Consider the following 15,627-nt stretch of genomic DNA (forward strand, 5'->3'; position numbering starts at 1 on the left):
CTCGGAGACGGCCGGCATGCTGTTGTTCAACGTGCATCACATTGCCTCGGACGGCCGGTCGGGAGACATTCTGGTCGAGGAGTTCATCACTCAGTACGAAGCGATCAGGACCGGTCGCGCCGATCCGTTGCCGCCGTTGACAATCCGTTATGCCGACTATGCGCAGTGGCAACGAAATTGGCTGACGGGAGCCGTGCTGGAGCGACAACTCGGTTACTGGGAGCGCCAGCTGCTCGATCTGCCGCCGGTGCATAGCCTGCCATTGTCCCGCCCGCGTCCGGCGCAGGCGAGCTTCAAAGGAGCGCGCCACCCGTTTCATATCGACGCGGCCGCTCACCAGGCGCTGAAGCGACTGGCGCAAGAACGGCAAGCGACCTTGTTCATGGTGTTGCACGCCGCGGTGAGCATTCTGTTATCCCGGCACAGCAACAGCACCGACATCGTCATCGGCACGCCGTTGGCGAATCGTATGCAGAAGGAGCTCGAAGACATCATCGGGTTCTTCGTCAACACGCTGGTATTGCGCGCCGATTGTGCGGGCAATCCACGCTTCACCGACTACCTGGAGCGCATCAAGGCCGTCAATCTGGAGGCGCAGAGCAATCAGGACGTGCCATTCGAATATCTGGTGGAACGTCTGAAGCCGGAGCGAAGCACGCAATACAGTCCATTGTTCCAGATAGCCTTCACGCTAGAACATGGCGGAGAACAAGGCGGCACGGTCAAGCTGCCACACGTTCAGTTCAGTCCGGTGACGAGCGCGCAACCCGACACTCGCTACGAGCTCGTGTTCGACGCCCGAGAAATGGCGGACGGGATCGCGTTCCACATCGACTACAACACCGACTTGTTCGAGTCCGCCAGCATCGTTCGGATGGCGCAACATCTTGGCATTCTGCTCGACGGCATCGTGGCCGATCCGCAAACGCCGATCCACGCGCTGCCTCTTTTGAGCGAGCAAGAGCAGCACTATCTGCTGCACACACTGAACGCGACCCAGGCGGCGTATCCACAAGAGAAGTGCATCCACGAGTTGTTCGAAGCGCAGGTCGAGAAGACCCCGAACAATACGGCGCTCGTGTACGAACATGAGCAGCTGACGTATCGCGAGCTGAATGAAAGGGCCAATCGGCTTGCGCATTACTTACGCGCCGAGAGGCATGTCCAACCGGACGAGCTGGTGGGCATTTGCATCGATCATTCGACGGAAATGCTGGTCGCGATCCTGGGCATCCTGAAGGCCGGGGGCGCCTACGCGCCACTCGACCCGAAGTATCCACGGGCGCGCCTGGCATACATGCTCGAAGACGCAAAGCTGGCCACCGTCTTGACCAGGCAAGATGTGCTGGCCAACACGCCCATCGCCGACGAGCAGGCGGTGTGTCTCGACGATGCCGAGATTCGGGAATGCGTCGATGCGCGCCTCGCCACCAACATCGAGCCGCGACAGATCGGCTTGCGATCCCATCACATGGCCTATGTGCTTTACACCTCGGGCTCCACCGGAAATCCCAAAGGGGTGATGATCGAGCATGCCAGCGTCGTCAATCTCGCGCTCTCGACCCAGCGACGGTGCGGACTGGTGAGCGAAGACGGTGTGTTGCTGTTCTCGACCATCAACTCCGACCCGTCGGTCGCGAACATCTTCAGCGCTTTGGGCAGCGGTTGCAGGTTGGTACTGCGTTCGGAAGCCTGGCTGCAATCGACCGAGCAGTTCTGGGAACGTTGCGCATCGGCCGAGGTGACGATTCTCGATCTGCCGACAGCCTACTGGCACGAGCTTGCCAAGGATTCGCGACTCGTGCCGGCCCGCAGTGTCCGCAGAATCCATATCGGAGGAGAGAAGGTCAACCCGGCGATGGTCGCCGAATGGCACAACAAGGTTTCCCAGCGCATCACGCTCTCGAACGTCTATGGACCGACGGAAACCACGGTAGACGCCACGTTCGCCGAGCTCTCCGCAAGCGTCAGTCACATTGGCAGGCCGATCGAGAACGCGGGCCTGTATGTTTTGAACGGGGCGGCTGCTCTGGCTCCGCTGGGAGTGCCGGGTGAGCTGCACATCGGTGGCGCCGGACTTGCGAGGGGATATCTGAATCGCCCGGACTTGACTGCCGAACGCTTTGTCCCGAATCCGTTCTACGACCCGCAGGGCTCATCCAATAGCAAACGTCTTTATAAGACCGGCGACCTGGTGCGTTATCTGCCGGACGGCAATCTCGAATACATCGGCCGCGTCGACGATCAGGTCAAGATCCGAGGCTTTCGTGTCGAGCTCGGCGAGATCGAGAGCCGGCTTGCGCAGAATGAGAACGTTGCCGCCGCGGTGGTGCTGGCATGTGAAGATGCCGGCGGCGAGAACAGACTGGTGGCGTACATCACCGCAACGGACAGCCATCGCGAGGTTCGCGATCTGGTGGCGCAAGTCCGCGGGGATCTCGAAGCAACGCTGCCGGAATACATGGTGCCATCGCTGATCGTGCCCATCGACTCGATCCCGACGATGCCGAACGGCAAGGTGGACAAGAAGGCGTTGGCAGCGTTCCAGACCAGTCCGCCGGATATCGACTATGTCGGCCCGCGGACTGAAACGGAGCGCATGTTGGTGGCGATCTGGGCAGAGCTGCTGCATCTGCAGCCGCGTGAGATCGGCACCCGGGCGAATTTCTTCGATCTGGGCGGACACTCGTTGCTGCTCATCCGTTTGAGCTCCCGGATCGGCGACCAATTCGGCGTGCAACTGACCGCCCGGAAGTTGTTCGATTTGACCGATATCGTCCAGATCGGCCACTTCATCGACTCGGTGCTGGAGTTGAGGCGCATCGATCAACACTTCCAATCCCTGCCGACTCAAGGCGTCACCGAAGTAGAAATCCTGAACTAATCGATTCGAGTCGATCTCATGCGCGGCGCATTCACATTGGCAAGGCCAAGGGCATTGGTAAAACGCTTTCCGCTGCTCACGCGGTTCTCCGTGCTGTTGCTGGCGGTGGCGGCGTGCATTTTCTGGTTTGCCCATTCGATACTCGACACCGGTCTTCCGTCGGCCGAAATGGTGTTATCCGACGAGGGCCTCTCCGCGCCAGTGTCGATAACGCGCGACGCGCATGGTGTTCCGCATATCGCCGCGAAAACCGATGACGATGCCTTCTTTGCAATCGGGTATGTCCATGCCCAGGACCGCTTATGGCAGCTCGAGTTGCAGCGTCGAACGCTGCGCGGTGAGCTGAGCGCGGTGTTCGGTAAAGGCGCCGTACCGCAGGACATCTGGTTTAGAACGTTGGATGTGTACTCGGCCGCGAAAACGGCATGGCCAGTGCTGAGCAGTCAGGCGCAGGCATCGCTTGCAAGATACACGGCGGGCGTGAATGCAGGGATCGCCGCGCAACGCACGCTGCCGCTGGAGTTCACCATCCTCGGTGTCGAGCCGCAACCTTGGACCGAATATGACTCTCTGGCATGGATCAAGGTATTTGCGTTGGATCTCGGCGCGAACCTTCGTCTGGAGATGACGCGATACATTGCCGCGCAGGCGCTCACCGCAAAAGAGATGCAGACGTTCTTTCCGGAGTACCCCCACAACGCGCCGACGACGCTACAGCAGAAGACAGTCCACGCAAGCGATGCTGGGCAATCGGCGGATCTATTTCGTTTCTATCGGTTTCTGGCGCACGAGCGGAAATTTGGCGCAGCGGCCGTCGGCAGTAATGCATGGGTCGTGGCGGGACGTCATGGCGAACAGGGCGCGGCGCTGCTAGCGAACGATCCGCACCTCGGCCTGCAGATTCCTTCACCTTGGTATGCGATTCACGCCAAGGGCCGAAGCCTCGATGTGTCGGGCATGAGTCTCGTCGGCTTGCCACTGGTGATATTCGGGCGCAACCAGCGCATCGGTTGGGGCGGCACCAATATGATGGCCGATACTCAGGATCTGTTCTTCGAAAAGACCGATCCGAAAAATGCCGCACGCTACGAGAGCGCCGGGCGCTGGGAACATTTCGGCACTCGGGTGGAAACCTTGCGGATCCGCGCGGATTTTCCCGAACTGCTGCATGAGAAATATGGGCCGATAAGAATAGCGATACGGTCCACCAGGAACGGACCGGTCGTTTCGGATCAGTTCCGGGTGTTCGACCGCGCAGTAGCGTTGCGATGGACGGCGCTGGAGCCGGGCGACACCAGCTACGAGGCGTTCTATCGGATTCAGTTCTCCGCCAGTTGGGCCGACTTTTGCGACGCCTTGAGTTACCACGTGGCACCGGCCCTGAACATGGTCTACGCCGACCGTGGAGGGAACATCGGCTATCTTGGCGCGGGCAGGATTCCGATCAGAAAAACAGGCTCCGGTCTGTTGCCGTCGCCTGGCTGGGATGACGAGTCTGGGTGGACCGGCTACATCCCGGCCACCGCTTTGCCTCGCATCTACAACCCAGAGTCGGGTTTCATTGTCACCGCCAACAATAAAGTGACACGGGACGACTATGCCTATTTCATTTCTGACGACTGGGCTTCCCCGGCGCGCGCGCGGCGCATAACGCAACTGCTAGAAACACGGCTGCAGACCGGCAAGCCTTTGTCAGTCGAGGATATGAAGCGTGTCCAGGCGGATACGGTTGACGTGGAGGCCGAGCGTCTGATCGCCGAGTTGGTCGCCGGGTTCACTCCCGCGAACGACGATCAGCGGGCGGCGCTGCAATCCTTGCGGGCATGGCGCGGCGACATGGCTGGCGATAGTCAGCCGGCCGCGATTTTCAATGTTTGGATGCGTCACCTGCGCAAAGCTCTTTTCGAGCGGCAATTGCGCGGTTATTGGAACGAGCCGGAACAGGCCGCGCTGCTCGGTGATCTTCAGCAAAGCGTGAGTCTGGAAACCATCCGCGAAACGCTTGCCGATGAGCATTCGCCCTGGTGCGCGCGTCAAGTCGGATCGAACCGGCAAACATGCGCCGAGGTGTTGCAGTCGTCCCTGCAAGCGGCGTTGCTCGAGCTTCGCAAGCTGACCGGCAATCAGTCCATGTCCTCCTGGCGCTGGGATGAGTTGCAAGAAACCGTCTATGTGCACCGGCCCTTCAGCGAGGTGAAACTGCTGCGCGCGTTGTTCGAACGCAAGATCCCCAATGGCGGAACGCTGAACGCCGTGAATGTCGCCGCCGGTCCGTTTGTGGACAAAGAAGGCTTCTCGCAAGAGTTCGGGCCGAGCTTCCGGCAGATCCTCAGCATGGCGGAAGAGGGCGTCCGGCATGAATACATGAACTCCACCGGACAGTCCGGCAACGCCGTCAGCGGACATTACGCGGACATGGTCGAGCCATTTCGCGACGTGCGTTACTACCGGCTGTCCGCGGAGCCCGCCACCGCCGACGAGAATCCGCGTAAGGACGGCGTGTCAAATTGAAGCTGTTTTCAATACTGGCGAAGCATGCGCCGAACAAGGTCTTCTTCGCGATAGTCGCGGGCGCGCTATCGGGGGTGGCCTATGCCTTGCTGATACCGCTGGTCATGTATTCCCTGCCGAGCGAAGATGGCTCCTTCAAGGTGCTGCCGAGCGAGCCTCGCTACTTCTTCAATCTGGAGGTGTCGAATCCGACGATGGCATTGGTGTTCGCCATTGCCGTGCTGTTCATCTGGCTGTCGCGCACCTGGTCCGAAGTCACATTGACGCGGGTTTCGATCGGCATGGCTTCCGACTTGCGCGTGCAAATGTACCATCGGATCGCGCATGCGCCGCTGACGGCCATCGAAAGAATCGGCTTGCCGAGGCTGTCCACCGCCATCGCCTTCGACGTGCCCAAAGTCGTGCTCGGCGCGCAGTACATGCCTTCTGTGTTGATGGACGCAGTGACCTTGTCCGGCATGCTGCTGTTCCTGGCCTATCTGAATGTCGATGTGTTCTGGTTCGTGCTGAAGTGCATCGGCTTCGGCGTGCTGACGACCGATGCGATCTACCGACTCAGCGACCGATATCACGCGCGCGCCGCCGAGATCAACGACTCCCTGCAAGAGTCGATACACGGACTCATCGAAGGCTTCAAGGAGCTCAAGTTGAGCGACGAGAAGCGCGCGAAGTATTTTCAGAACGTGTTGCTGGCGCATGAAACCGCGTTCTCGAAGACGCAGAAAACCGGTTGCTCCGTCGACGCGGGTGCGACGCATTACGGCCAGATACTGAGCTTTCTGGTCATCGGCGCGGTGATTTTCATTTTCGTCAGCTATCACCCGGTCACCAACGAAAATCTGGTCGGCATCGTGATGACGCTGCTATACATCGCCACGCCGATCGGCTCGCTGCTCAGAACCCTGCCGTCGGTGAAGATTTCGAGGATTGCACTCAAGAGAGTGATGGAGTTGCTGGCGGAGCTTCCGGAGGAGAACATCGCCAAGGACTCCGTGCCGTCACCGGCGTGGGAGCGACTGCGGCTCGAGCAGGTGAGCTATCGGCATCAGCCCAAGGGGGAGGCTACCGCGTTTGCCGTCGGGCCGATCGATATCGAAATCAGAAAAGGCGCCATCACGCTGATCGTCGGCGGCAACGGCTCGGGTAAGTCGACGTTGGGTAAGCTGCTGACGCTGCACTACCATCACTGCGGCGGCGATATCTATTTCGACGACGAGCGCATCTCGCGCGACAACATCAACTCCTATCGGCAAAGAATCGCCGCGATCTATTCCGACTACTATTTGTTCGACCGGATCCTGACCGCCAACTGGGAGGAGGACACGGTGCGTCATTATCTGCGGCTGTTCGGGTTGGAAGAGAAAGTGACTTATCAGAACGGCATGTTCTCGACCCTGTCGTTGTCGGACGGTCAACGGCGGCGCATGGCGCTGGTGGCCGCGTTCGTCGAGGACAAGGATTTCTACCTGTTCGACGAATGGGCGGCGGATCAGGATCCGGCATTCAAACAGGTGTTCTACAGACAAATACTTCCATCCCTGCGAGCCAGAGGCAAAGCCGTGGTCGCCATCACCCACGACGATCGCTTTTTCGACGTGGCCGATACGCTCATCGTGATGGAGGAAGGCAAGGTGAGCTCCATCGAGCACTCGAGAAGGGAGCCATCCCGAGGTCCGGTGGTCATTTCATTGAAGGAGTAACTGTGGACGACATCGCCGCTGACACCAAGATGAAGCATATCGTCGCCGAGGAATATGTGACGGCGCTTCAGCAACACTATCCAGACCTGGCCTGGACCCAGACCGCGACACGACTGCTGGAAGCGCATCCCTTCGACTATGGTGCAGAGGGCCGTTACGAAAAGCCCACGCAGCGGGCGAACGACGGCATCACCGGCTGGATAACGCATAGCTTCGGTCCCCAGGGCTATAACATTTCCCGCGTCTACAAAGGGCTGCTGTGCGGGAAGTCGCCGATCGATCTCTGGCTGTATGCCGCGTGCCTGTGGGAGCTCAAGCCTCGTACCGTGATCGAGCTCGGCTCATTGCAAGGCGGCAGCGCGCTCTGGCTGGCCGATCAGGCGACTGCGATGGGGCTCGATTGCGAGGTGCATTCGTTCGATCTGTTATCCAAAGCGGTGAGCCCGCGAGCCCGGCATCCCAGCCTGCATTTTCATCAAGTGGATCTGAAGCGTCTGGAGTCGCTGCAGGTCGGGCTGCTGAAGGAGCTGCCGCATCCCTGGCTGGTCATCGACGATGCTCACGTGAATGTCCTGAATGTGCTGTCGGTGTTGCGTCAGTTCATGCAAGCGGGCGACTACTTCGTCAAAGAAGATTCCGATGGTCTGGGGACCACGACACAGAACGCCGAGTACCTGAGCCTGGCCGAGTCGCTGGGCTTCTACGTCGATCGAATCTACGCCGATGGCTTCGGCTTCAACGTCACTACCGCAAGAAACACCTGGTTCACCCTGCTTCCGGGGTGCGACGTGCACGTGCACGATCCGAAAGCACTCAGCGATATGACCTGGGAGGAACTGACGTGATCCAACCGACGTAGCAAGCGCCGATGCGATGGAGCGATACGCGGGACAGGAGGTTCAGATGCGGGATTTCATCAGGAAGCTGGCGAGCTCGGGCGTCCATCTGTATCTGGATGACGGCAAGCTCAAGCTGCGGAGCTACCAGCCAGGCGTCGAGCGCGCCTTTATGGATGAAATCCGTAGCAATCGCGAGGCGCTGGTTGCGTATCTACAGGATGGCATGGCCACGCGGGTGCCGACTACCGATGCGCGCGCGCGGATCGTGGAACGCGCGCGCATCGGCGATCGCGTCCGTACTTCGTTTGCCCAACAACAACTGTGGTTGATCGATCGCCTGTACGGTGGCAGTGCTCACTACAACATACCTGCGGCACTGCGCGTCACCGGCGATTTCGATCTGAAGCTTGCCGAATCGGCCTTCGATCGCATCGTCGCGCGCCACGCTCCTTTGCGGACGATATTTGTCACGGTCGGAGACGAGCCCTGGCAGGTCATCCGCGACGACGTGCGTCTGCAGCTGCGGGTGCACGATCTGCGCGGTCTGACGAAAGAGCAAATGGATGAGGCACAACGGCGGCTGATCCAGGAAGACGCTTCCGCGCCGTTCGACCTGGCTCAGGATCTGATGTTACGCGTCAGTTTCATCCGTTGTGGGGAGCACGACGGCATCCTGCTGTTCAACATGCACCACATCGCTGCCGATGCCTGGTCGACGGACCTGCTCCTCAAGGAATTCGTCCTTCAATATCAGGCTCTGCGTGAAGGGCGATCCAGTCCCTGGCAGCCTTTGACCATTCAGTACGCGGATTTCGCGGAATGGCAAAGGGATTGGCTGCAAGGCGCGGTGCTCGAGAACAGACTGGCTTACTGGACTCGGCAATTGGGTGACTTGCCCGAGGTGCATAGTCTGCCTCTCGATCGCAGCCGTCCGCCGCAGCAGCGTTTTCAGGGAGCGCGCCATGCCTTTATGGTTGACCCAAGGGTGCTCGATGAGTTGAAGGCGCTGGCGCACCGGCAGCGGGCTACGCTGTTCATGGTGTTGCACGCCGCGTTGAACGTATTGCTCGCTCGCCACAGCGACAGCACCGACATCGTGATTGCCACGCCGGTCGCGAACCGGCTGCAAAAAGAGCTCGAAAGCCTGATCGGTCTGTTCGTCAACACGCTGGTGTTGAGGACCGACTGCACTGGCAACCCGCCTTTCACCGAACTGCTCGAACGCGTCAGAACAGTCAACCTCGATGCGCAAAGTCATCAGGACCTGCCGTTCGAGCTGCTGGTGCGCAGTCTGCAGCCGGTGCGCAGCACCCAGTACAGCCCGCTGTTCCAGATCATATTCAGTATGGAGAACAGTGGCGGCGCCACTGCGGCCCCCATCGAATTGGACGGGCTACAGCTCAGTCCCGTGAACAGCGGTGTAGTGAGCGCCAAATACGATCTGCTGTTCCAGGCGACCGAGACGGCGCAAGGGCTCGCGCTGGCCATCGACTACGACATCGATTTGTTCGAGGCCGCCACCATCGTTCGGATGGCGGACCATCTCGGGCGCCTGCTGAAGGGCATCGCGGCCGATCCGCAGACCCCGATCCATTCGTTACCGATTTTGAGTGCGGATGAGCAGCGCCATCTGCTGCATACACTCAACGCCACGCAGGCGGTGTATCCGCAACAGAATTGTTTGCACGAGTTGTTTGAAGCGCAGGTAGCGAAGACGCCGAACTACACGGCGGTGGTGTTCGAAGGCGAGCGGTTGACGTATGCCGAGTTGAACGACCGAGCCAATCGCCTCGCGCATTACCTGCGTGAGGGGGGCGTCACCGCGGACACGCTGGTGGGCCTGTGTGTCGAACGCAGCCTGGAGATGGTGGTGGGGCTGTTGGGTATTTTGAAGGCCGGCGGCGCTTACGTGCCGCTCGACCCCGGCTATCCGCGCGAGCGCCTGGCCTACCTGATCGAAGACAGCGGCGTGCAATGGTTGCTGACGCAGGAGGCGTTGCAGGAGAAGGCATGGCAGTTGGTCGGTGAGCGTGTTCGAGTCCTGAGCCTCGATGGCGCCGAGCTGCAGTCGAAGCTGCAGCGTTGTTCGGCGGAGAATCCGCGCCGGTCAGCGGATCAGTCATCACGCAACCTGGCGTATGTAATCTACACCTCGGGATCCACCGGGCTGCCCAAGGGCGTGATGATCGACCACGGCAATGTCACGCGCCTGTTCGCATCGAGCGCGACGAAATTCGACTTCAATTCGCAAGACGTCTGGACGCTGTTCCATTCCTTCGCCTTTGACTTCTCGGTGTGGGAAATCTGGGGCGCCCTGTTGCACGGGGGCCGGCTGGTGGTGGTGCCGCACTGGGTCACGCGGTCCCCTTCGGATTTCTACGAGCTGATCGAGCGGGAGCGGGTCACGGTTCTCAATCAAACACCCCGCGCGTTCGAGTTGTTGATTGCAGTCGATGGCGAGCGGCAAGCCTCGTTGAACCTGCGCTACGTCATCTTTGGTGGCGAGGCATTGAACATCGCGCTGCTGCAGCCGTGGGTCGATCGGCACGGGGAGGCCGCGCCGCAATTGATCAACATGTACGGCATCACCGAAACGACCGTGCATGTGACGTATCGGCGCCTGTTGTCAGCAGATATCTACAATAAAGACAATCCGAGCGTCATCGGCCACGTGTTGCCGGATCTGTCGGCGGTGGTATTGACGTCGCAGCGAAGCCTTGCGCCGCTGGGTACGGCGGGCGAGTTGTATGTGGGCGGAGCGGGGCTGGCGCGCGGCTATCTGAACCGGCCGCAGCTGACGGCGGAGCGGTTTATCGACAATCCGTTTCACGATCCCAACGATCCAAACAGCAGTGCGCGCCTGTACAAGACGGGCGACCTGGTGCGTTATCTGCCGGATGGCAACCTGGAATATCTCGGTCGCATCGACGATCAGGTGAAGATTCGCGGATTCCGTATCGAGCTCGGCGAGATCGAAGCGCGGCTCGCGCAGCACCCCGCTGTGAAAGAGGCGGTGGTGCTGGCCAGACAGGACGGCACGGCGGGCAAGCGGCTGGTGGCGTATTACACCGCTGAAGAAGTAGAGCTAACAGCCGAAGCGCTGCGCGCGCACGTGCTGGAAGCGCTACCCGACTACATGGCGCCGGCGGCGTACGTGAAGCTGGACAAGCTTCCTCTCACCCGCAACGGCAAGATCGATAAAAAGGCCTTGCCAGCACCGGATGCAAGCCTGGTTGCGATTGAATATGTGGCTCCGAGAACGCAGACGGAACGGCAACTGGTCGAGATCTGTGGGCAGCTGTTGCAGCTGAAGCCGGAAGAAATCAGCACCACGGCCAATTTCTTCGCATTGGGCGGACATTCGCTGCTGGTCATGCGATTGGTGTCGTCGCTCCAGCAAGTCGGGCTGAAAGCGGACGTCAAGACGATCTACGGTGCGGCCAGCTTGGGAGCGTTGGCGGCTGCGTTGGATGATGCAGCGTCCGCGGAGCACAGGCCGTTCAGCGCGCCGGCCAATCTGATTCCACCGGCGTGCGATCGCATCGAGCCGGGCATGCTGCCGCTGGTCAGTTTGAGCGAGCAAGAGATCGAGCGGATCGTCGCCACCGTCCCCGGTGGTGCGAAGAACGTCCAGGACATTTATCCGCTGGCGCCGCTGCAAGAAGGACTGCTCTTCTTTCATCTCCTGCACCGACAGAACGATCCTTATCTGTTGTCGGTACTGTTGACGGTGTCGAATCAGGCGCAAGTCGACGCGCTTGCCGGTGCCCTGCAACGAGTGATCGATCGTCATGACGTGTTGAGAACGGCGATAGTGTCGGAGAATGTTTCCACGCCGGTGCAGGTGGTGTACAGGCGTGCCGATCTGCCGATCGAGACGATAGAGCTGGATCCCGCGCAGGATGCGGTGAGCCAGATGAAGGCGCGGTTCGATGAGCCGCAGGTGATGGATATTTCGCGGGCGCCGATGCTGCGAATCCGTGCGGCCAGGGATCCGCATTCGGAACAGGTGTATGTGCTGTTCCAGATCCATCACTTAATAGAAGACGCCACTTCGACCATCATTCTGGAAGCGGAAGTGCGAGCGTGCCTCGCGGGCCAGGCGGACCAACTGGCAATGCCGGTTCCCTACAGGGAATTCGTGGCGCATGCGCTCCATCAGGCCCGGCACAGCGATGCGGAAACCTTCTTCAGAAAGACGCTCGGAGATGTGACGACGCCGACCGCACCGTTCAACTTGCTGGCGGTGCGCGGCGACGGCACAGACATCGTCGAAGCCCGAAAGCTCCTCGATCTAGCCCTGGCGCAGCGCATCCGGCAAACGGCTCGGCATCACAAGTTCAGCCCAGCGGTTTTGTTTCATACCGCCTGGGCGATGGTGGTCGCCGTCTGCAGCGGCCGAAGCGACGTGGTGTTCGGCACGGTTTTGTCGGGGCGCCTGCAGGGCACGAGCGGCGTGCAGGACATGCTGGGCATGTTCATCAACACGCTGCCGTTGCGATTGCGGTTGGAGGGAATGAGTGTCGTGCAGATGGTGGCGCAGGTCGAGCGCGCCTTGCGCGATTTGCTTCCCTACGAGCAGGTCCCGCTGTCGCTGGCCCAGCAATGCAGCGGGCTCGCCGCGAATGCCTCCCTGTTCAGCGCGCTGTTCAATTATCGGCATTCACAGAGCGAGGCAGACCCGTTTGTGAATGCTGCCGTGGGAAGAGACGCTGGGATCACGCTCGTTCATGCGGTGGACAGAAGCAACTATCCCTTCATTGCCTCGATCGACGACACCAGGCAGGAGTTCTCGATCGATGTGCAAGTCGATCGGAGCATCGATCCGCACCGTGTAATCGGCTACCTCGAAGCGGCGCTCGCCGGGCTGATCGGCGCACTTCAGGAGCAGCCCGAGAAATCAGTTCTCAGCGTGTCGGTGCTGCCAGCATCGGAACGGCAATTACTCCTGCTCGATTGGAATGCCGCGCAGGGAGCATTTCCGCAGGACGCATGCCTGCACGAGTTGTTTGAAGCGCAAGTGGCGAAGACGCCGGACGACACGGCAGTGGTGTACGAAGATGAGCGGCTGACGTATGCCGAGTTGAACGACAAGGCCAATCGACTCGCGCATTACCTGCGGGAAGAGGGTGTCAAAGCGGACACGCTGGTGGGACTGTGTGTCGAGCGCAGTCTGGAAATGCTCGTAGCCCTATTGGGTATCTTGAAGGCCGGCGGCGCTTACGTGTCTCTCGAGCCTGAGGAGCCGTGCGAACGCCTGGCCTACATGGTCGAAGATGCGGGTGTGGAATGGTTGCTGACGCAGGACTCGTTGCTGGAGCAGGCCGGGCAGTTGGCCGCTGGGCAGACTCGACTGCGGGTCGTGAGTCTCGATGGCGCGCAGTTGCGGTCGAAGCTACAGCGTTGCCCAGCGGAGAATCCATGCCGGGCAGCGGAGCAATCATCATGCAACCTGGCATATGTGATTTACACGTCCAACTCGAGCGAGCAACCCAAGGGCGTGATGATCGAGCATCGCAATGTCACGCGACTGTTCGCGTCGAGCGCTTCGCCATTCGATTTCAATTCTCGAGACGTCTGGACGCTGTTTCATTCCTTCGCCTCCGATTTATCGGTGTGGGAGTGCTGGGGAGCCCTGCTGCACGGTGGCCGGCTGGTGGTGGTGCCGCACTGGGTGACGCGATCCCCGACGGACTTTCATGAATTGCTCGAGCACGAACGAGTCACGGTGCTGACTCAAACGCCGCGAGCCTTCGACCTGTTGATTTCAGTCGATGCCGATAAGAAAGCCCTGTCAGGGTTGCGTCACGTCATTCTGGCGGGCGAGACACCGTCTGACGATTCGCTGCAACGGATGCTGCGGCATGTGCCAGCACTCTGGACTTTGTACGGGTCGACCGAAGCGACGCTCGGCTCGACGGTGCATTACATCACCGCCGAACAGCCAAAGCGCTCGATCGGCCGTCCGCTCGCGAACACGCAGCTGTATGTATTGGATGCCAATCGCAATCCAGTGCCAATCGGTGTGACGGGCGAACTGCACATCGGTGGAACGGGCCTGGCGCGCGGCTACTTGAATCGTCCGGATCTGACGGCGGAACGTTTCATCGCCAATCCGTTCCACGACCCCAACGATCCTGCGAGCAGCGAGCGCTTGTACGTGACGGGCGATCGGGTGCGTTATCTGCCGGACGGAAGTCTGGAACACACGCCCATGCAGCCGCTGCCCGCGCCGGCGAGTGACAGCGAGATCGCCGTGTACGTCGCGCCGCGCACCGCGATGGAAGAAAAACTGGCGGGCATCTGGGGCGAGTTACTCGGCGTCGAGCGGGTCGGGGCCAACGATAACTTCTTCGATCTTGGCGGGCACTCGCTGATGGCGATGCGAATGCTGGCCAGGGATTTAGGGGCCAAAGTCGAGCTGTCCGAGTTGTTCGCCCGGCCGACGCTGACGAGTTTTGCGGAATATCTGCAGGCGGGTGGGACTGAGACGTTGCCTCCTCTGGAGCGAGTGAGCCGGGATCAGCCCTTGCCGCTGTCTCACATGCAGCAGCGCTTGTGGTTCCTGAGTCAGCTGGAAGGCGCGAGCGCGGCGTATCACATGCCCGGGGCGCTGCGGTTGCAGGGAATGTTGGATGAGGCGGCACTACAACGGGCGCTCGACCGGATCGTCGAGCGGCATGAAGTGCTGCGCACCGTGTTCCTGGATCGCGAGGGAGTTGCAGTCCAGGTAGTGACGGAGTCGATGAGATTCGCGTCGCAGAGATTCGATCTGAGTGCACTGTCGCCAGGCGAACGCGAGGCCGGCGTCGAGCAGCAGGCGCTACTGGAGACCCAGGAGCCGTTCGATCTCAGGAGCGGGCCGCTGATTCGCGGACGGTTGCTTCGATTGGGAGCCGAGGAGCACGTGCTGTTCGTGACGATGCATCACATCGTGTCGGACGGTTGGTCGATGGGAGTGCTGATTCGTGAGTTGAGCGAGTTGTACACAGCCTTTGCGGACGGGCGGAGCGATCCGCTGCCGCCGTTACAACTGCAGTATGCGGACTATGCAGCGTGGCAACGTCGCTGGCTGGATGGCGAGGCGCTGCAGGCGCAGGTGGCTTACTGGCGAGATCACCTCGAGGGTGCGCCGGCGCTGCTGGAGTTGCCGACGGATCGGGCGCGCCCGGCGGTGCAGAGCTATGCGGGCGACAACATCGAGTTTTCACTGGGGGCATCGCTGAGCGCGCAGTTGAAGAGCCTGGCACGCAGTCACGGAGTGACGCTCTTCATGGTGTTGCATGCGGGCTTGTCGGTGTTGTTATCGAGGCTGAGCGGTGAGCGCGATGTGGTGATCGGAAGTCCGGTGGCGAACCGTCCGCGCGTGGAGATCGAGGAGCTCATCGGCTTCTTCGTGAACACACTGGCGCTGCGATTGCGGCTGGAGGAGGACTGGAGCGTCGCCACGTTGCTGCAGCAGGCGAAGGCGGTGACGCTGGCGGGTTATGGCCATCAGGAGGTGCCTTTCGAGCAAGTGGTGGAGGTGTTGCAGCCGCCACGCAGTCTCAGCCACAGCCCGATCTTCCAAGTCCTGTTCGTGTTTCAGAACACGCCGCCGAGCACGTTGCAGTTGGGCGAATTGCAGCTGCAGACGCAGCCGCTGCCGCACTTCACCTCGCAGTTCGATCTGTCGGTGTCGATGGAGGAGACG

Annotated in this window: 5 protein-coding genes; all 5 read left to right on the plus strand. The window is 60.6% G+C overall.

The features are described 5' to 3' along the window. A partial coding sequence (locus VGD45_RS19460) for an amino acid adenylation domain-containing protein (RefSeq protein WP_331157008.1) occupies nucleotides 1-2,884 on the plus strand: 2,884 nt, incomplete at its 5' end. 18 nt (nucleotides 2,885-2,902) lie between these two features. Then, nucleotides 2,903-5,395: a penicillin acylase family protein gene (locus VGD45_RS19465; RefSeq protein ID WP_331157009.1), complete on the plus strand. Its 2,493-nt coding sequence runs from the start codon at nucleotides 2,903-2,905 to the stop codon at nucleotides 5,393-5,395. After that, nucleotides 5,392-7,095 carry a cyclic peptide export ABC transporter gene (locus VGD45_RS19470; protein ID WP_331157010.1) on the plus strand — a complete coding sequence of 568 codons (1,704 nt, stop codon included), beginning with the start codon at nucleotides 5,392-5,394 and terminating at the stop codon, nucleotides 7,093-7,095. Before VGD45_RS19465 ends, VGD45_RS19470 begins: the two co-directional genes overlap by 4 nt. A gap of 2 nt (nucleotides 7,096-7,097) precedes the next feature. Then, the gene (locus tag VGD45_RS19475; protein WP_331157011.1) at nucleotides 7,098-7,940 is read left to right on the plus strand and encodes a CmcI family methyltransferase; all 843 of its coding nucleotides are present in this window, start codon (nucleotides 7,098-7,100) and stop codon (nucleotides 7,938-7,940) included. Nucleotides 7,941-7,998: 58 nt separating this feature from the next. After that, nucleotides 7,999-15,627, plus strand: a 7,629-nt coding sequence (locus VGD45_RS19480; protein ID WP_331157012.1) for an amino acid adenylation domain-containing protein, incomplete at its 3' end; no start/stop codon positions are given.

This window comes from Steroidobacter sp. (genome assembly GCF_036402275.1).
In the GTDB taxonomy this organism is placed as follows: domain Bacteria; phylum Pseudomonadota; class Gammaproteobacteria; order Steroidobacterales; family Steroidobacteraceae; genus Steroidobacter.

Excerpts from the sequence above, each read along its gene's own strand:
- VGD45_RS19465 (WP_331157009.1), top strand. The coding sequence starts at position 2,903 with ATGCGCGGCGCATTCACATTGGCAAGGCCAAGGGCATTGGTAAAACGC.